Here is a 21,564-nt window from a genome sequence, read left to right on the forward strand (position 1 = left end):
GAAGTCGGGAGGACCCTACCCGGCATCCGGTCCCGAACGGCCCGGTTCCCGAGTGGGGACGCCCGGACCGGTCTGTGCAGTGCGAGGCAAGCGGACACCCGCGGCCACCCCCACGGTTTCGGTCTGTCGCTTGGCGGTGAGGGCCACCTCGATAGTCGCTTCACGGCGGCGTGCGGTGCCCCTGACGTGGACCGTCGTGATTTTGAAGTCGTGGGCGATGAGCCGGGGTCCCGCAGTAGTACGCTGCCTCTCATGCAACACCCGGTCCAGGCCCTCTCGCAGCACACGCTCGATCGTGACAGCGCGGGACGGGGAGGTGTTGGGGAGCATGCCGCTGAGGTTCGGCAGACGGCTGCTGCCGTAACTCGTCACGGTTGCCTGCGGCAGGGGCAGACCTTGACTGCGGTTCCACAGCCCGACCGTGGCCAGGTGCCTGGCCACGTGGTCGATCTTAAACATCTCCTCCCGTCCGACCCGGTGCGAACCCTCATCGAAGCGGATGGTCTGCTGTGGGGGGATCTGGTGGCCATGGACAATCACCGTGGTCAGGGGATTGGCATGGTCGGACGGAGCGATCGTCAGCAGTTGGGCGCTGACCTCGTGCATGGTCTCCCCGGGCCGCCGGGAAAACATCCGGAAGTGCCACCGTTCCTTGCCCTCGACCAGCGCCGACGCCTGTCTCATTCGCTGCGCGGCGCCCTTTACGGCCAGGTCGCGGACCCGTTCGGCCTCGGCGTACTCCTGTGTCCCCGGGAGTGCCGCGCTCAGGTCCTCCCCCGCCTTCTTAGCCCCGACCAGCGCCTGGGCTAGCGCGCGGTAGCCACGCAGCTTGCGGAGTTCGTCACCGGTGAGCCCGTCGTCCTCCGCTCGGCGCAGCTTGTCGTCCGCCGTCGTCTCCAACTGCTTCAGGCTCACTAGCGGGCTTCTGCGCAGGTTTGCCTGGACGACGGTGCTCATCTGGCGGGACATGGTCCTACGCCGTGTGAAGTTCTCCAACGTGACCTGGTGCCCACCGTCCTCGCTGGAGAGCACCACTGCTGCGAAGTGGTAGCCGAAGTACGAAGTTTCGGGTTCGCCGGGCTTGGCGTAGTTGCGCTTCAAGCTCGGTACGCCGTGGTCGTCGGGGGCAGTGACGGAGTGGACGAGATAGCTCTCACCCACCTCCGCCCAGGCGTGTTCATTGATTCCGATCCGGCGGGCGGCCTCGGACATGGCGCCTCGCCTCTGATCGTCGAATGCGGCATGGTGAAGGGCGTTGCCGTACGACTCACCCGGCGCCGGGCCGCCGATGCCCCCCATCGGGCGATCATCTCGGAGCACTTGGTGCGCAGCCCAGGCGGGACCCACCTCCCGTGGCACGTGCTGGTCGTCGGCGACACGGGCAAGGGCTTGGGCCAGGTGGTGGATGCCGGTGACCTCACTGCTGGCCAACGCATTGATCGGGCCGGTATCCACGTCAGAGCCTTCAGGGCCACGGAAGACGGCATGCGAGGCCCGTCCGCCACCGGACACCATCTGGGCGAAGTCCCGGCAGACCTCCTCTTCCGGCCGCCCTGACCGCGTCAGGAACTCCGGTTGTACACGGAGCAGTTCACAATGTCCGCCGTTCGGGGCGGGGATCCGCATCGAGAGGCCCTCGTTCACGCGCAGCCGCACACCGCTCCCAGCCGCTGCCAGCGCCGCGTTGGAGCTCGCGACGGCCTTTCGGGTAGCGAAGACCAGCTGACCGGGTTCGCCGTTGTACAGAGCGAGGGTCCGGTCCTCTGAGATGCCCAGCACCGGGTGATCTTTGACTCGGATCTCCTCGTAGTCCTGTTTCAGTACGACGACTGAGGGGACTGCCCCCTCCTGCCGCTCGCCGAGGGTGAGCGTCTCGTTCCGGATCGGGCCTGGGTGGCGGAAGAGCACGCTGTGCCCGTCTCCGCCAAGTACCTCGTAGATGCTGGTAGTCAGAGGACGGGCGCGCAGAGCATCCGGCGGATCGACGATGTCCTCGCCGAGGTACTCGCCGCTCTGTCCGCTCGTGCGGCGCTGGCCGGCCGTCGACGGCTGTCGGGACGCGCCGGTCAGATTCCCGTCTACGGCCGCTTCGCGCGCATCCCCAACCCGAGCGGTGCGGTCATGGCCAGCCGGCAACTCCGTAGAATGCTTGCCCCTCCCGTCAGGCCCAGCGTCCTCCCCCGAGTTCGAATCCGCACCCGACTTCGGCCCGGGAACGTACCCCCGCCTTGGGAGAGTGGCTGCGTGCGCCGAAGACGCCAGCGAGTCCGGCCCCTTGCGGACACTTTCGTAGCTGGCCTTCTGGCCTTCTGGCTGCACGGGATCGGGGAGAGCGTCACCTCTGGTCAGTGCCTGGAAGACCTGGTCGTGCACCGCGACCTGACGGGGTGGTGGAGGCTGCTGGTGCAGCCGCGCAGCGACCGCAGGCGTCTCGCCCGTTTGGGGGTCGCCTCCTTCCGGGGACTCGTCCGCCGCACTGTCCGTGATTGCTGCCTCCTCCGGGGAGACGAGTCGCGCCGGCTGGACGTGGCTCGCGGCCGTGAGAGCGTCCTCCGGCCGGGCCCCGTCCGGTACTTGGCTCTCCATGACCTTGAGGAGCTTGCCGACCCGCGGTGGAAGCTCCACGCGGGAGATCACGCGTCCCCGGCTATCAACCGTTTCGCGCGTGACCCAGCGGACCATGTCGCGCAACTCCTGCCGCCCGGCGATGAAGCCGATCACAGCCTCCCACAGCAGGTCGGGGTGTGAATGCCTGCCTATCACGGGGGCGACCAGAGCGAGGTGCAGATTGCCCGGCTGATTGTGGAGCTCGCGGACGAGAGTTCCCGCGACACGTTGCGCCGTCTGGAGCGTCGCCTCGTGCTCGTACGGCGCCGAGGTGCCGCCTTGGCTCCCGGCCGCGGCCTGCTGGTCCGCGGTCGCCCCATCACGCAGCCACGCATTGTCAAAGTTGACCTTGAGTACGCCCGGCTCAACCGCAGGAAGTTCAGTCCGGCTCTCCAGCCCCACCATCCAGGCCAGCGGCTCGAAGACGTTCGCACTTGGGCCGGTGCGGTGCCCCACCTCGTTCGCGATGCGAATCCTGCTGTGGTTACCGATCTCCGGCACGCCGAGCAGGTCGCTGCGCAGGTCGGCAAGGGACGCGCCCTCTTCCATCAGAATCAGACTGCGCGCCTCGTTCTCGTACGGCGTGCGCATGTAGTTGTCCCGAAACACCTGGCGATAGAGGTCCAGGTACACATGGCGGGCGGGTGCCACAATGACGTTGTTTACTCTGCGTCCCGTGGTGTCCTGGGCGAGGGCGAAAGTCCGCTCAGAATCGACGATTCTACGCACCTCAGCGTCGAGATTTCCCGTGAGGGCGTTGTCTCCATCCGTGTACACACCGCCGAAACGGTGCACGATCTCAACGCGCAGAATGTCGCTGGCCGCCGCATATCCCGGACCTTGCTGCTTGGCCTCCTCTACGTTGTAGAGCGCCTGCAGTTCCATCGGGGCCGTAGCGGAGAAGACTTCGTCTACGTTGGCCAGACGCACGCGATGTCGGGCGGCCCAGTCCAGCATGTCGCGCAGCCGCTCTTGAGCAGAGGTGTCGGCCGGCGTGCCCGATGCTGACCTGGCCTCTTCAAATCGCTGCCGGGGAATATTGGTCCACACCACGAACGTAAAATCGGGCTGCTGCCGCGCAGCAGACTCGATGTTTCGCCGGAACGCAGCGGTGGCGCCCTCGTCCGCCAACGGGCTCCCCAGCCAGATGGAGTGCACGATACGAGGGATCCGCACCCGTTTCGGCACCCATGGCATCGAAGCGCGCGGCATCGTGTGCTGAGTCGACTCGATGACCGCGCCACGGTTCTCCGGAAGGGCCGACGGGCGCAGATCTTTGCCGCGTGGCGTCGGCAGGGTCAGGTCGACGGCGTCGAAGAACGCTGAGCGCTGAGCAGCATGCAGTGCGGAGAAGTGGTAGCCACGAAGGAAATCCGGTGGCTCAGGGGCCTTCCGCAGTCCGAAATAGTCCGGGCCCAGCATCCTGGACAGCGCACCCGACTCCCCGGGGGCCGCACCCGCGTACGGTCGCGTACCCACCCGGGCCTCGAGATCAGCGTGCAACCGCGCCGCTGCGTCGGCCGGAACGTCCGGCGCATTGCCGACAGCGGCGGGTGAGGGCTGGGAATCGAATGTCGTCACCGGTGGCCCCGAAATGCTGGGGCCCACCCTGCCCGGCGTCAGCGAACCCGCCCAGGGCAGTGGCATGTCGCTGAAGGCCGAGACCGCATCCCGGACTTGCGGCAGGGGTACTGGGTCGATCGGCCGGAACCAGGGATCCAGCTCGATCGACAGGAAGTCGCCGTTGTATTCGTAGAGCGGCTGGTCTCCGACGCGGCCACGCTGGGCGTCGATCCAGTACACCCGGCCGCGGTAGTTGACCGCGTTGATGGTGTGGAAGCTGCCGCTCGGGCGTTCAAACCCCACGATCGCAGCAGAGCCGTGCCCCCTCGCCTTCAAGCGCGCCGCCGCGGCGTCCCACCCCAAACCGGGCGATGCGTGCTTCCGATAGGCAACACCGAGCCACCGCTCTGTCCTGCTCATCGCTTCATACTCCGTGGGGGGAACACCGCGGAGCCCACTGAGCATCGTTCTGGCCGCCACCGTGGGACGTCCGTGCCAAGACTCCAGGACACTGCGCGCCACGTCCTCGCAGTTGCCTACCCGCCCTGTGTCCCTGACCCACTGCCAGCGTCGAGCAGCATCAACTTCCTCAGGATCGGTGCGCTGGCCCCAGTCCCCGCCCAGCAGCCCGTTGACGCGCTTGCCCCAGCGCTGTGTCCACCGTCCGTTGATGCGCTGAACCCAGTCCGCACTTCCGAATGCGGTAGCCAGCGTCCTGTAAGGATCCGGGCGGTTCAGGTTCCGTATGGGTCCCGCGATACGGAAAGCAGAACCCCGCGGGTTGGGAAATCTGACGAACCTCCCATCCCTGCCGCGAGGGAACACATGCTCCAGTCGCTGCTGGTCTTGCGCCGATGGGGGCTCGACCCCGCCTGGTCGACCATACGGGCGTATCCCGTCCAAGCCAGGGGCGACCGCCCCGGGACGCAGGATCGCTTCAGCACGCGGAGGGTGGAAGGTGCGCACCACACCACGCATCCGCTCCATGGCCGTCAGCTCAGCATCACCCGGGTTCCGGGTGCTGGCACGTTCGGCAGCCTGCCAATCGCGTGCCTCTGGCTCTGATCCGCCCATCTCCAGCACGTGGGTGACCTGCCTTGCCGCTGGGCTGGCAAGCAGCCGGCGCGCCACTCCTACGGGGCCGAACTCGATCAGGTCCGGGAAGGCCATGCCCCACTGCTTCCCGCTGCGACCGCGGATCGGGAGGTTGCGGTTAGCGGTCCAGTCCCCACCCCACGCCTCCACGTCGCTTGCGTTCGCCGCAGGGGGCAAGGCGTCCCGAAGCGCGTCGAGGTCAAGCGACTGGCGAGCGCCGGACCAGTCTCCTGCCAGAGTCGGCGACCATGAAGAGCGCCCGGTTCCCAGATCGGACAGCCGACGCTGACGAGGGGTGGAGAAAGAGCCCTGACCCATCTGCGGCGTGTACGGGTACGCCATGGGCATGGCCGACGCCGGACTGCCGAAGGACGGGGAGGGTGAGGGCATGCGGACGGGGGCCCGGCGGCGCTCGCCCTGGAGTACCTCCAGCACAGGCTCGGCTCTCGACAGCGGGTCGCCTTGTAGCGAACTGGCGGGTGAGCCGGTGTAGAACGGCCTATTGCTCGCAACAGATCCTGGGGCGGGTGCTAGTGGAGTGCGATATGAAGCCGCTGAGGCCGGGCGACGTGAACCGGAGTTCGAAAAGGCCCGCGGCCACTGCTCGCGCCGAACGCTTCCCAGCCCAGACTCTGTCTGTTGCTCGGGAGTGAACCGTTGCCATGTACCCGGCTCACCATTGGGGCCAAAATGCATGAACAAACCGGCCCGTTCGGGCTTGTCAAAGGAGATGATGCTACGGTCTGGCGCGTACACAGTTCGCTGTAGGATATTTGCGATTTCTTGACCAGGCGATTTCCCGTCAGCCGACGTGACACCGAATTCACATGCGTGCACGATGACTGGGCACTCCGGTGGAAGATTCTCGACACTCCGTCGCCTTCTGAGGAAATGTCCGAACTGCTTGTCGCCCACGTATAGATTCTTTCCAGCGCGGTCCGACAACATGACTCCCCCAGGGACTTCCCTCCTAGGGGGATACCCGTGGCTTCCCCAGATGTACGGTCGAGCAAGGCTATCTGCCCACGGCACCCGCCGGGCTTCGGACATTGCTCCGTCCGTAAGGTCAAGGGATCGATATTCCCGGTACCCCAGTATCTTGCCGAAATGGTGCCCTGATTCATTCCAATCTTGGGCCGTGACGGAAACTCTTCCGATAGGTCGGCCGTTCCGGCCGACGACGGGGTAGAGGTTCACGTCGCTGTCCGGGACCACCTCGCCGTGGAACGTAACCAGGCGTCGTGGCTGGTTCGTCGCATGGCTCGACATCGTGCTCGGCAGATCCTCCGGGGTGCTTCGTACCCAGCTGAAGGCGGGTAGCGTCCCGGCGTGGTCCGGCAGGACGATCAGCGAACGGTCCTCAGCGGCGTTCGCAACCGTCAGCCAGCCGTTGGGCGTCAGCAGTAGATCTCCGGTCACGGCCCACACTGTGCAGCGGGTCCGTGCAGCGACAGCGCGTGGCAGATCCAGGCTTTGAGCTCCCGCATGAGGAATCAGCAAGACGATTGTTTGCGTTCGAGCCTGGGCGAGCGCCGGGTCCTGGGCCACGATGGCCGCGAATTCGGCTATGCCCAATCTCTTGTAGTAGGACCCGAGCAGACGCACCATCACATGATCGTGGCCGCCCTCCGCCACCACGAAGAAGGGCAGCGGGGCTCCCGTCGCGAGCCACGGGGGCTGCACCTCGTTGTACAACCCAAGGGAAAGGGCCTCCTCGGAGAGGCCGGGAACGTAGGTGCGCGTTACTTCAAGCGGCGGTGAGCCCTTGGGCACGACACCGTAGACACGGGCGAAACCTCTGGAACGAGTGGAGCCTTGGCGCATGACCGGAAGCAGGTGGCTGTCAGTCACCATTACGGTCGACTGACCAGGCCTTCCGGAGGCGGAGACAGGGTAGATCGGCGGCAACGAGACTCGCCCACGTGGATAGGCATCGCTGAGCAGACCTTGACCGGGCCAGGGATTGGCTTCCGCCCAAGTCCGCGGCAGACGACCGCCATCAGTCGCAGCGGAAGAAGCGACCCCGGGCAGCCGACCCACCGGCCATCCGCCACGACTGGTGGTCGCCTGGGTCCGGATTCCCGCCCCCCGGGGCGACTCAGAGGCGTCGAGAGGGCGTGACGCGGCGTCGGCCGGAGGCGTAGGCGGGGCGTAGGCGGGGCTGGGGATGTAGGGGCCGTACGGATGCCCATTCCACAGCGGTTGCACACCTCGGATGTACTGCCGGTGAATGCCGCCGGGAAAGGCCACCTCCTGCTGGTCGGGGAAGGGCGAGGCCAACCCGAGAGTGGCGTTCACGTCGATGCCCCCGGGCACCGTCACGTCGTACCGCCAGGGGTAGCTGCCGTAAAGAAGGTCGGCCGCGCTCGCATCGTTGCGGACCGATTGGGTCAGGTAGTCGACGTCACGCGTTGTGCTGATGTAGCCGGTAGAGGGAGGGTTGCTATAGACATGCTCGATCAGATGGACCAGGTCGCGGCCTTTGGGCAGAAGACCACGTTCGAACACCTCACGCGGGTCGGAGCGGCTGAACTTGTGGAGGTCCATCGGCTCCGCCTCGGGCCAACGCCATCTCATCCCTCCCGCCAGGCCTTGCCGGAGGATCGTGGCGTCGGCGGCCGTCACAGACGGGTCGACGTGAGGCGTGAGCGAGACGGGGTGAGCCACAGGTGGGCCGACCGGGACGACCGCGCCATCGGCGCGTTCGACGCTGTTGTACAGGGAGGCCGCCACGGGGCCGTTGCGCCGCAACAGGTACCAGTTCCACGCCGGAGGCGAGCTGTACAGTTGCCCACCGAGGTCCGAGACACGGCCCCCGGTACGCGGGCCTGCGAAGTCGAACGCGCCGAGCAGCCCGAGCGACTGATTCTCGGCGACGAGCACAGTCATCTTCGGGTCCGGGTCGGCAGTTCCCCAGACCGTCCACTGATCGTCGCTCATGACCACGGACAGCTCGGCGACGTTGGTCTCGAAGCTGCCGCTGTCGATCAGGTCCTGCATCGAGTCGTTGCGTCGCAACTCCGGCGGCGTGACGCGGCCCACGTCCACACGAGAGCCGGCGGCGGCCGAAGAGCCGAAGAGCCGAACGCCACCTACCAAGCCGGGCTGCGACGGCCCGGCGTGAGCACCGGTCCCTGCATCGTCCGAGCCGCTCCGCGCCACAGAACCCTTCGGCCCGTGCCGGTGCGCGGCCCAACGGTGCGCCACCCGCCACCTGTACAGCCGGTGGGTGACTCGCCGGACCACCTGATCAGCGGTCGATACCGCATCGAACGGCTCGTGGCCGTCAAGGCTCAACGGCAGACGGCCGAGCCGCTCACCGACGATGGTCTTGGCCTCCGCCAGCGCCGACTCCAGATCAACGTTGTCCGCGAGCTTCCACCACGCACGATCAAACGCAGCGGCATTGAAGGCAGGCTGGACCGAGCCCTGGGAGGATGGCTCAAGAAGTTCCGCGGCGAAACGCACGGCCTCCGCCCGCACCCACGGGTCATACTCGCCTCGCCCCCAGCCGTACGTCCGGCGCTCAAAGAAGCGAGGCGCCGCGCCTGCAGCCCGGCCCGCCTCCGATGCCGACTGGGGAAGGATGTCGACGACGGACGACGATCCCCCGGAAGGCAAAACAGGCTCCGCGGACGAAAAGTCCTCGTCCTCCCCGTGGAGCGAGGCCCCCACCCGGGCGCCAAAGAATTCCGTAGCGGTCGACTCGGGCGACTCCACGGACTCCGTATCGATCGGCTCAGGGGACTCGACCAGCACGTATCGCGGCGCCGCCCCATCAGCCCCGCCGTCGTCCGAGTCCTCTTCGTCAGAAGAGAACGAGTCAAACGAATAGTCCGCTGGCTCAGGAGATTCAGCTCTGTCTTCGCCCGGCCCCCGCCCTTTCACAGCCGGGTCCGGTTCCGCCACAATGGTGTTGGGGACCGGTGGCCGAAACAGCCCGCCGTCGCCATCGCGGTGAGGTTGCTCCAGCAGCCGGGCGGGGATGCATTGCTCAAGCACAAACCAGCCGCCACCATCCTCGCCCTGCGGGTCGCCGAGCGGCGGCTGCCCCTCGTCGTCGCGCCGAAGCAGACCACGAACCTCGGCCGGGAGCGCGACGGTGAACTCCGCGTCTTCGCTCGTCTTCCGACGTACCGTCACGCCGCGCACCCTTGCACGGAAGTCCTCGCGCGACGCCATGAACCGCGTCAGAGCCTTCCACACCAGTTCCTGGTTCTCTTCCGAGAGCTGGGCGATGGCATCCGCCGTCACCGTGAGATGCAGGTCTCCTGGGCGATTGTGAAACAGATTCCTGGCAAGGGTTTCCAGCAAGTCCTGGGTGAACCTCAACGTCTCACCACGCGTCATGGCCGGCAGCTGGGACGCGGGGGTCATCCAACTGGCGTCCCTGCCGAATGCGATGCCCACGATACGTGGCAGATCCGAGTGGTGTCGGTATCCGCGGCCGTGCCTGAGCAGAGCAGTCCTCACGCTGTCAGGGCCGACCCGGAACACGACGGAGTGCCGCCATGATCGTTGTATTGCTCCACCGAACCAGAAGTTCGTCGAGTGGGCGAATTCAAGGTCATACAGATCCAGTTGAGACCTGCCGTACTGTTCCCGGAAGTACGCAAAGACTTCGTCGGCCAGGGGGTGGCGCGACGGCATCACCATGGCGGAATTGCCGAATGCCGATCCGAGGGCGTGAACAGCAAATCGCTCTGGGAACTCCTTAGTGCTGGACGTCACTTTGTGCAGAATCTCAAGACTATTGATCTTGTTGTCGCCGTCGCTGTACAGCCCCCCGAACCGGCTCAAGACCGTCCACCTCAGCATATCGCTGGCCGCCGCCCATCCACGACCGGTCCTCTTGGCCATTTCGAGAGCGAACTCGGTATGCAGCACCATCGGGTGGGCGGAATTGTAGTGTTCAAATACATTCTGGAGTTGGATGTCGTTTTTCTTCGCCCACCGCACGAGGTGCCACACACCGGCCAGACCAGGGTCGCCAGGCTCCTTTGTCAAGCCGCTCACCGTCTCTACCGCGCCACGTGGCACATCGGTCCAGAGAACGAAGGAAGCATCATTCCCGAAGTTGCTGGCGGCCGAACCGAATGTGCGCCAGAACCCTGCGGACGGACCGTGTTCTCGCAGCGGTCCACCCAGCCAGATCGCGTGCACCAACCGGGGCAGCCCGTTGTAGCTGTACACGCCTTCCGCCAAGTTCCAATTCACCGGATCCAAGCCCTCGGGCTGCGGCTCGTCCGACAGCATGTTCATCAAGCGCAGGTAGTGGACTGCCTGGTCGGCATCGAGCGTGGTGCTGTCGAACACTTCGCCATTCGGCTTCTTCAGAAAGTGCGGCGGCTCCTCAGGATGGCGCAGGCCGAAGATGCCCAGGAGCCTTCCGTGCACCTCCAACGTGCGCACGTCCAGAACCGCAACGGTGCGGTCCAGGTCGGCCAACAGCTCTTCAACCGTGGAGTAACCGCGATCACCAGGCACCTCAAGCACGCCGTACTCGCGATCGGCCACCCTCACGGGATGCGTCGGCTGACGGCTCGCGACCGCCGATCCCGATTCCGCGACCGCCGCCCCGGCCGAGTCCCCAGCCGAGCCGGAGGCAGCCGACGAGTCGCCTCCCCCCGCCGCCAGGCCCTCGGGCCACGACTCGACCTCGGCGGACTGTTCGTGCCCCTGGGGCCAGTCCGATCCCGGTTCAATCCGCACCGATCGCTCCGGGCCATCCTGCAGACGCACATCGGGATCCTCCGCCACCGTGCGACGCCGCTCAGCGAGCACAGGCGCCTCGGCAGAATCATCCGGCGTCACGAATTCCGTTCCGTTTGCGGGCAACTCGGGACGTGGTGATCCACCGGACGCGGTGGCGGGCGGAATCTCCTCATGCGGGACTGCCGGCGACGTGCTGGGGTGCGAGTCCGCTAGAGGTTGCCCGACGAGCCTGTTGAAGGCCGCGGAGGCCTGGACCCCCATGTCGGGGTCCACCAGTCCGAGCGAATCCAGCGAAGGCCTACCACGGAGCGGCGAGAGCTGGGCGGAATCGGCCTCAGAATCCGACGCTTCCGAAGGCTCCGAAACAGTGGGGGTCTGCGACGCCAATGAGTCGGCCAGCTGGGCGAGGGCCGCGTCCGAGTCCCACAGCGGACCTTGATCCAGCTCAAGCTCTGGAAGTTGCGGGGCGGTTTCCGCAGTCAGCGGGGCGGTTTCTGTCGTCAGGCGGACCGTTGAGGGGTCCACATCCAGCTGCGCTACCTGCTGTTCGTGTACCGGTTTGACTCGTGCCTGCTGGACGAATCGGCGCAAGAACTTGAGCCGGTTCCGCTTGACTGAGGTGATGTCGGCCCGGAGGGTGAGCTGCGCATCGAATACGCCGAGGGACCGCTTGGCGGTGCTGCCGGAGCGGTCGGCGCCCTCTGCAGCGGTGGCCGAGTCCGGCTGCGGGCCGGTGTCGCCCCGGTAGGCGATGGTGTCCTCGTGCAGCTTTCCCTTGATCCGCACCACCACCGTCTCGGTGGCCTTCCAATCCTTGCGCTTGAGCTCGACCGGGATGCCGTCGGTGAGGAGCTCGTCCCTGCGGGCCTGGAGGTTGTCCGGGGACAGCGCCTCAATGAGCTTCTGGTAGTTGTCCCATTGGCGGGCCTGTTCCGTTGCGGCACCGAACACGCTCGCCGAGCCGTTGGCGTTGCCAAAGCGCGGCAGGAAGCCCGCCAGGCGGGGGTCGGTAAGGAACTTCTTCTCGATCCGCTCGGCGAGCGAAGCGGTGTCGACCCCGGACAGCCGCGTGTCTGCCCTCCCGGCGTCCGACGGCGGCCGTCGGTCAAAGCCAGGTTGCCCGAGCGCCGGCTCGACTTCAGCCGCGCCCGCCGGCAGCTCAAGCCCAAGCTCCGCAGCCTCCGACGAACGGAGGCTAAGCAAGACCGCCATCTCCCGCTCCGCCGTTTGCTGACGCCGCCCGGCGCGCATGAGCACCGTGCGAGGGCCTGCCCCTTCGATCTCCACCCGCACCCGCGCCTGGTAGAGGGTCCGCGCCTCGCGACCGGCGGCGGCGTCGGCACTCACGGCCCGGACCGGAGCAACCGCGACATACGTGGCGCGCATCCGGTAGCCGCCACGCAAGCTGTCGTGCGCGCTCCTCAGCTCCGATGAGGGCACCCAGCCGCCCAGGGCCAACGCCCGGGAGAGATCGCGCAACAGACCGTGATCCGACACCGCCTCCCGCACGGCGTCCCTCCCCGGCGCTCCCGACATGGTCAGCGACGTGGCCAGCACCGATGCGAGGTCCCCGAACAGCCCGGCCCCTCCGGGAGCGCCCGCATCGGTGACCGCGTGCAGCGCCACCGACTCGGCAAGCCGCAGGCCACGCGCCAGAGGCGCATTCCGGTCGTTCAGGGAAACGGTGCGCGCGCCCTTGCCCTTCTGCAGCTGCGGCACCCGGTAGTCCACCACCAACTCGGCACGGCGGTGTCGGGACGCCGCGGTGGAACCGACAGCCCGCGCCGGATCGGCTCCCCTGCCGCCGAACCGCAGCACACCGAGCTCCAACTGATCCGCGGTCAGGTCTGTCTGGCCAGCCTGCCGCAGGGCGTCCAAGCGGGCCGCAAGGCCGGCGCGCAAATCAACTGCGGTCGCCTTGGCCCGTCGCAGTCCGATATCACGGGCAACGCGCTCGGCCTGCGAGGCACGGCGGAGCCGCTCTCCTAGACCATGGTCGTAACCGGTGATCTCGACCCGGGGCAACGGCAACCCGGCCCGGCGGTTGCACACAGCCTGGTCCGCCACCTCGCGGGCCAGCCGGTCGATCCGGTCGCGCTCCGCTTCCGCGACATAGCTCGCCCCCTCTTCGAACGAGACCACGGCGGCAAGACCGTTCCTCGCCACGGGCGGCGCATCCTGGACAGGTTCCTGCTCCGCGCCCGGCAAACCGTCCGGGTCGGCGGCCCGCGCTTCCCGGCGCCTGTCGATCTCTGCGGCGAGGGCCTGCTCGAAGGTGCTCCCGCCGGTCCAGGAAGTGCGGTAAATCGTGCCCAGCTCGACAGAGCCGATGCCATAGGCGTCCACATCGAGGCGCAGCGCCTCCGACAACTCCGGCAAGTCCCCCAGCAACCCGACGCGCTGCGCGGCGTCCGCGGGCAGGGAGATGTCGTCGAAGGTCAGCGGGTCGAAGGCGTACACCCGCCCGGCCGGGTCGATCCAGCGCCGGCGGAGGGTGCCGTCCTTCAGTGTCATGTCGACGCGCACCGGGATGTCGAGCTCACTGGCGATGTCCCGGGCCGCGAACACGGGGTCGAGCGCCCGGGCGTAGATCTGCATGGGCAGCTGCGCTGGCCCCTTGGCAGGGTCGGTGCTGCCGCCGGAGCCGGATGTCGCGGGGGACGCGGCCTGGTCCGGTGCGGGGGCATCCACGGTGAGGACGACAGCGCCGGGAAGACTACCGGTCGGGGTACGGATGTTGTCGGCGGCGCGCAGGGGGATGTGCGCCGGGCTCGGTGCGCCCTTGGCCGCGGCGATGAGGAGCTGCCCAAGGTTGAAAGACGGTGCGCTCTCCAGCGCGTGCCAGGGCTGCTCGACGGCTAGGCGGCGCCGCCTAGCCCCGGCGAGCTGTGCCTGCAGCTGCTCGACCTCTCCGGCGTACAGCTCGGCGTACACGTCGCCGGTGATCGGGTCGCTGCGGTAGGTGCCGCGCGGCGACGGGTCGCGGAACAGGTGATGGTAGAAGCGTTGCGCCTCCAGGCTGAACCGGGCGCGCATGCGGACCAGGTACACCAAACCCTGCTGCTTGACGTGCTGTTCACGGCGGTAGTTCTCGGTGCCTGCGGATGTCTGTCCGGTGGAGGCCAGCCGGTTGAGCGTGTTGTTGCCGTTCATGGTGGGCGGGGCAGGAGGGGCGGTGGCGTCGCTGTTGCCGTTCTTGGTGGGTGGGGCAGGAGGGATAGAGGCGTCGCCGTTGCCGCCCGTAGGGGGCGCGAGGGGAGGGACAGGGGCGTCGCCGTTGCCGCCCGTGGGTGGCGGGGGGAGGCCGATGAGGGCGCCGTTGGCGGACGGAGTCACTCCCGCCGCGAACCTCCGGTCCGTGGTCGAGCCAGCGGTCGTGCCGCTCTGGTGCTTGGTGTAGCGGCCGGTGCCGGTCCCCTCGACCGGTGCGATCACCTGGAAGTCGAACAGGTCGCCACGCAGCCACAAAGTGGCCCGGTCCGAGGAGTGGCCGGGGATGAAGACGTTGTCGGCCAGCTGGTAGCGCTTACCCGCGGTCGCCTCATTGAGGTGGTTGGTCAGGTGCGAGCGGGAGAGCAGGGTCGCGAGAACGAGGCTGGAGCGCATGGTGGAGCTGTCCGCCTGAGCGCCGAACATGTCCGCGAGTAGCCGCCGCCCCGCAGGGACGGCATCGTCGAGGAGCACACCAGTGACGTAGCTGTCTCCCGGCAGGGGTGGCAGCGGGGTGACGTCGCGCGCCGGGGCGGGGCCCGCGAACGGCCGGGATTCGGCGAGCCCGCGCGGCACCTGGATCAGCAGGGTGCCGGGCTCACTGACGGTGTGCTCTTCGTCAAGCTGCGACTGCTGCCGGTACCAGCCGGTGAGCATGTTGTTCAGCGGACGGCCTGCCATGTCAAGGCGGCGCGTGGTGACGGTGAGGGTCTGCGGGAACTCCACACGGTAGTGGCCGGTCCAGTCGTATGCCGTCTGCTCGGTGACGGCGACGTCGCTGCGGGTGGTGCCCCGGTGATGTCCCTCGGCGGCGCTCAGGGCGCCGCTTCCGGCACCGTGGTCCTCTGCGGCGAGTGCGGTGATCCCGGCTCCTTGCGAGCCGTCCCGGCTGGTGCCCGTACTGCGGCTGGCATAAGCGTGGCCGTAGTTCTCCAGCCCGGTCTCCGCGTAGGCGTCGTGCACCTTCGGCGTGGGTTCGACCTTGGTGGTCAGGCGGATCTCCACGATGTCCGTTAGCAGCCAGCCGACCGGGTTGACCAGGTAGAACGAGTGCCCGTTCAAGGAGACCAGGTCTTCGAGCATGGCCTGGTCGCGGCCTTGTGACAGCAGGGACTGCAGGGCGCTCACGCTGCCTTGCAGCTGGCCGATCCTGCGCTTGGGCCTTCCGTCCCCGGTCCACAGCTCGGGGTTGGACGCAAGCAGGCCCGGCGCGATCTCGTCGAGCTGCTCGCGGACGATGTCAAAGGTGGACTTGCCGCTCTCGTAGGTGAGGGAGTGCACCCCGCTGTGGCCCAGCAGCACACCACCGGAGTCCTTGCGGGTGAGGTACTCGGGCAGGGTGAGCTCGTCGCGGCGGTGTGCCGGTTCGTCGAGCTTTCGGCCGAACACCTTGTTGAAACTGTCGCGCGCCTTGTTGTCCAGCACCGGCAGCGCGGCGATGTGATGTAGGTCAGCCAGGGTGCGTGCCAGCGCATGCCGGTCGACTGTTACCGCCTCAGGCAGCGTCCTCACTTCCTGCATCCAGCGGGTGAGCACCCCGGCCACCGTGGTCCCGGGCAGCTTCAGTTCGCCGCGCTCCCAGCGGGCAAGTGCGTCCGCGAGCTTGCTGTCCGGTACCGGCAGGGTGCCCTGGGCGTAGTGGTGCAGCGCCTCCGGCTCGGGCAGCAGGTAGGTCATGTTGTCCGGGTCGCTGAGGGGCTTGCTCTTCCCGTGCAAGCTGGCCAACGCCAACTTCCCGTGCTTCTCCTGGCGCCCGGTGAAAGCAAAGGCCACCGTGGTCCGGTAGGCGTAGACCCGGTTGAAGTCGAGCTGAATCAGCTCTTTCCCGCCGGTGGCGACAGTGCTGCTGGTGGTGTTCCACTGCCAGCCGCGGGAGGCGTTCAGGCCGCCCGCGACGGTGACCGAGCCGGCTCCACCGCCGAGCAGCGCGTCCACCTGGGTCCAGGCGAGACCGGAGGACGTGGTGCGCGCTGTGCCTGCCTGGGCCAGCCACAACTTGATGACACCGAGCACGAATTTGTCGTCCGTGGCACCGACGTACTGCGACGGCCCCATCGCGCCGCGGATGTCCACCGCGCCGAAGGTGTCCCGGAACAACCCGGCCTTGAACGGCTGGTCGCTGGTGTAGGCGCCGTATAGGATCTCCTTCAAGTGCGAGCGCATCGCGATGGTGCTGGCGAAGGTGTTCAGCTCCTGGTCGGCCGCGCCCGCCGGGCCGGTGAGGTCCTCCAGCGCGGCGGTCGCCGCCTTCCGGGCACCGGTGGTGTCCAGGTAGTACACGACCCCCTGGTCGAGCACCTGTGGCGGGGTCGGTTTCACAGAGTCAGGGCCGTCCTCAGTGCCGAGCGGCAGCACCAGCGCCTGCGCGCTCTGCCCTCTCAGGGTGAACGGCTCCGGGTCGCGCAACCCGCGGCGGGTCTTGCCCTGCGCCCCCGAGTGCTGGAACTCGACCGTCACGCGGTAGTCGCTGGTCAGCTCGAACTCGTCCACCCGGCCCGGATACTCAAGCAGCTCCGGGCGGTTGTTGATGTAGGTGACGAACTGGGAAGCGCTGGTACCACGTTGCAGTTCGACGCCGAGGGTGCCGCCGCGGAACATCTCGAACAGCCCTCGGAACTTGATTCCGGCCGCCAGCTTCTTGCCGCCCCCGGCGGACTGCCCGGAGATCGCCATGCCCATCGCCAAATTCACCGTGTGATACTCGTCCGTGCTGCGTACAAAGCGAGGCGGGGCCGCCTTGCTCTTGCTTGCGGTGATGGTGATCCGGGCGGAGTCCACATCCAGAGTGACGCCGGCAAAGCCCTGGCGGTGGCGCAGGGTGAAGGTCAGCCCATCCTGGTGGACCTGGTCGTAGTGCGACTCGAGGCCACGCCGGGAGACCAGCTTCGCCAGCAGCGTCCTATTGTCGAGCCAGCTGTCGAGCTCGGTTCCGTGCTGCCACCAGGCCCGGCTGCCGAACGGATGCTCCTGGTTTGGCGGCAGGAAGCCGCGGGCGCTGAGTTCCTTGCGCAGCCAGGCCTGGAGGTCGTCGACGGTCTGCTGTTTTACCGTCACCAGGCCCATGCCGATCCCCTTGCCTTTGGCGACATGGGCTGGCACGGGCTTGGTGACGGGGTCCTCCGGCCCGCGCCCGCTGCCGCGGACGGCATCGGGCGTGAACGGGACGAAATCGAGCGGGCCAGGGGCGGTCTTGAAGGCATCGCGGTCGACGGCGAAGCCGTGTGCGAACGCGTCCGGTTCGGCCAGCCGGACCAACGCCCGATCCGGCACGGGCTCGGTGTCGACCGCGACCTCCTTGCCCCGGACACTGATTTTGGCGTGGTGTTCGAAGGTGATCTCGTACCCGGCCGTATAGCCGACGTAGCGGGGGACGACGACATTCAGCGCGTTGCGGCCGGCGCTGAGGCCGTCGTGGTTCGTCCAGGTCGCGGATGCGTGGACGGTGGGGGCCACGCCCAGCTCCGTGCCCGGGATCGGCTCGACGTCCAGTGAGGCCAACAGCGGGGTAATGGTGCTGGTGTTGGTGACGGTGTGGCCGCCCGAGAAGCCGTCGATCGCCGTCCGCACGTTCTCCAAATGCGCCTTGTCGCTGGTCTCCCCGACCCGTTCGGCCCCGTGGCGCCGGGTGCGCACCGCGACGGCCGCCGCCGGTCGCCCCCTGGGGCCGTGCAGCAGGAACATATAGCCCCGGGTGTCGTTGACCGCCTCGTCCAAGTGCGCGTCGAGATTCCACAGCTTCTGCAGCAGCTCGTCCCGGGTAGTGCTGCCGATCGGCAGATCCAGTCCTTCGCCCTTCAGCTTGGTGACGATGTTGTCGAACAGCTTCGGCATGCCGGTGAAGCCAGAGGCGAAGTATGTGTCCGGCAACTGCCTTTCCTTCTCGCCGACGCCGACGGCCGTGACTGGCTTCGGCTGGCTCGGAGAGAGGTAGTGCTCGGGCACCCACAACAGCAGCCGCTCTGTGCCCGGGTCCGGCAGCTGGTGGTTCTCGGTCTCCGACCAGGGTTGGTCGGGCGCGCTGCGGATACGGAACGACCAGTTCGGCTCATAGCTCAGCAGCGTCGAGTCGATCCGGTCGTCCTCGACGTGACCGGCCTCCGCATCCACGATGCGGGTAGTGGTCCGACTGCTCTGGTTGGCCGTTCCCGAGATTCCCGCGCCCACCCTGGCGACCTGGGCCACCGTGGAGGGCAGGCCGACACCGACGGCGGCGGAAAGTCCGCCGCGCGTCGCACCGGTCTGCCCGGACTGCGTCTGGGCGTGCGCCCCGGTGGCGTAGACAGCGTTGATGGTCCCGTTGGCGTGGAACGTGTCGTCCCCAGGGATCGCTGGCGGTGCCTGGTCACCGGTGATGGCGGCGGACGGGTTGGCAACCCGACGGGGCCCTGTGGGGTTGAGGCTGATGAGTGCTTCCAGCGGTCCGAGCGGGACCTGCATACCCCAGGTGCCGGAGAGTGCTTGCGGATCGCCCACGAGGTAGCGGTAGTTGCTGAGCAGCCGTTGCGGCAGCATCTCCCAGACCTGATCGCTGACGCTGTGGCCTGCGGCCTCGGCCTGCGAGCGGAGACGGTCGATCAGCTGCGACATGTACGGCAGCTCCGCCTTGGGAACCCCTATCGAGCGGATGGCAGGAGCGGCCTTGGCTGGGTCGCCGAGGGACGAGGCGCCCCCGCCAAGGGACAGGGGCGTCTCATCTGTTGGGAGCACATCGGAGTCGGCCAGGGCCGGGTTTACGGTGGTGGACGGTTGGCCTTGTGGGTCCAGCGGAGTCGTCGGCGAGGGATTGGGGACGGCAGGCTCCATGTCCGCGGTACGCGAGCCGGACACGGTTGCCGGCCGCGTCCCGGAGATTGGTGGGATGTTCTCGGCTCTGTCGGTGAGCAGTACGTCCTCGGAAGTCTTCCGCGCGAGGTCGGATAGCTTCGCCGCGCCAGAGTTCTCGCCAGCTGAGTGCTCCGTGAGCCGGGGAGCGGCAGCAGCGGTGTCCGTACGCCCGGCACCGCGTTCCGTGAGGGCCGGCACGGGCGCTGCGACCGTCGACGACGAACCTGGCTGCGCCTCTTCTGCGGTGAAGTCCTTCGCCGGCTGGGGGGTGGTGTTGGCGATGGGTGGTGCTTGGGAGGTGGGGTGTAGGGGGGTTTGGTGGGGTGGTGGGAGGTGGAGTGTGTCGTGGTCTGTGGGTGTGCTCTGTGGGTTGTTTGCGGGGGGTGTGGTGTGGGTGCAGGGGTGGTCTCTTACGGCGGGGCCGGAGTTGAGGACGTGTTCGATGGTGTGGAGGTAGTGCGGTGGTATGGCGGGGCCGGGCAGTGTGTTCAGGTCGCTCATGATGCCGGTGCTGGCCTGGGTGCTGTGGTCGGCGGTGCGGCGGAAGAGTGAGGACTCGTCGTGGTATTGGTCCGGCAGGCCGAGGTAGTGCAGCAGTTCGTGCAGGACGATGGCGTCGTTGACCTGCCGAAGGTCCTGGGCCTGGACCGACCGGTCGGCCGGGTCCACGGAGTGCAGCCGGAAGTGAAACTGGTTGGCGGTGGCGGGGGTGTTGGAGGTGCTCAGCTCGATGGCTTCACCCTGGCCGGAGGTGTCAGAGGTATTGGTGTTGGGCTGGCTGGTTTGGGGGTTTTCGGGGGTGTGGATGAGGTTGAGGTCGATGTGCAGTTGGTCGTGGGATTCAGGGAGTGTCAGCCCGTGGTTGACGTGCCGGTCGAGCAGTTCACGCAGGTGGGCCTGGAACGCCGGCAGCTCGTCGGGGGTGAATCCGTCGCCGGTGCGGACTGGAAGATGGAGGGTGAGGTTGCGCACCCAGCGTCCGTCGTCGGCCTGGATGCGGCGGATCCACATCCGGATCACGGTGTCACGCCCGGCCAGCACTCCCGGCGCTTGGCGCAGCGGGTCACGGGCCGGGTCGAAACGCTCGGTCCACAAAGCGGAAGCGGGCGCAGCCTGCCGGCGCGCCCGCCACTGCTGAGGCCGGATGGGGTCACTGACCGGGACACCCAGCACCGGCAACACCCCCACACCCTGGCGAGCGGCAGTGGCCGCGGCCGGCACCTCTCCCCATGCAGGCCGGTCCTGACCGGGCATGGACACCCCACCGGTCACCCGACCAGAAACGAGACCGGAAACCGGATTCGGATCAGGATCAGGCTGGGGATGGGGATCGGGGTCGCGACCAGTCACCAGATCGGGGTGGGTGTCGGGAACGGTGAGAGCGTGCTCGTTCCGCGTGATAGCGGGATCGGTGAGGCGGCCGTCCTGCCCGGCGACGGGAGACGGGTCCTGGTCGGTGAGCCGTGCCATCACCTGATCAGCCCGGCTCACACCGGGTGCTGACGCGGAAACCTCCGGCGAGACCGCACCCTCCCGGCCCTCGGAAGCCGTCAGCGGCAGCTCCGCATCAGCAGACGAGACAGCCGGCACCACCCGCGACTGGACTTCGCCTTCCTCCGCGATTGGTGTCGTGCCGGCCGGGCTCGTATTGGAGCCCAGCCCCCCATCCCCCGGCGACTGATGTCCGTCTGCCCCCGCGGAAGCGGTGGCAGACGCCGCCCGCTGGTGTTCGTCTTGCCCCGCGAGTGGTGTCGTGCCGGCAGGGCTCGCATCGGGTCGCAGCCCCCCATCCGCCGGCGTCTCGAGGCGCGATGGTGTCACCAACTGCTGCCCCCCTTGCTGCGGGGAGATGGCTTCGGTGTCCTTGGGCGGGGAGATGGCTTCGGTGTCCTTGGGCGGGGCGGCGAATGAACGGACCGGGGAAGAAGGGCTCACAGTGTCCGGCGTAGTGCCCTGCCCGCCGCCCGCAGAGGACAGCGGCGGAACGTGCACCTGACCGGCCATGTCACCACCGCCGGACACCTGCGGCCGGCCCACCGCATCCCCGCCGGTGTCCGCCCGTGTTTCCTGCGCCGCCCTGTCCTGCCCCACACTGTCCCGGCCGGTGTCGGCCCGCGGAGAATCTAGGGACGATGTGCGTTCCGCCGGTGCGCTGTTACCGGCACGGGCGTCGGCGTCTGCCGGACCGGAGGCGACACCACCTCCCACCGGCGAACTCTCAACACCCTGCCGGGAGTTGGGCCAGCCGTCCCGCCCGGTAACCGGTCCAGACGAATGCGTGTTCATCATCCCAGCGGACGGAGCACTCCCGCCCGCGGTCGCGGGCACCTCCACCGAACCCGTCGACGCAAGACCACTCCCACCCGCCTCAGCCCGGACACCGCCGTTCCCAACCTCCGGCCCGAAAACCAGACCGTTCAGCTTGGAACTGCCCGAGACGGCCGCGTAACCCAGTCCCACCTCAGTAGCACTCGACACACCCGCACCGAGGAATGTATACGGACTGACCTTCCAGTCATCGTAAAAGGCACCGTTGACGACGAACTCGGC

General features: G+C 67.7%; 1 protein-coding gene. It reads right to left on the bottom strand.

Going from position 1 to position 21,564, the window contains the following annotated elements:
* Positions 1 to 15 precede the first annotated feature (15 nt).
* Complete coding sequence (locus ACH4YL_RS39195) at positions 16 to 21,018, bottom strand: toxin glutamine deamidase domain-containing protein (RefSeq protein WP_398512313.1); 21,003 nt, start codon at positions 21,016 to 21,018, stop codon at positions 16 to 18.
* Positions 21,019 to 21,564: the final 546 nt, after the last annotated feature.

This window comes from Streptomyces sp. NPDC020681, from assembly GCF_044334895.1.
Lineage (GTDB): Bacteria > Actinomycetota > Actinomycetes > Streptomycetales > Streptomycetaceae > Streptomyces.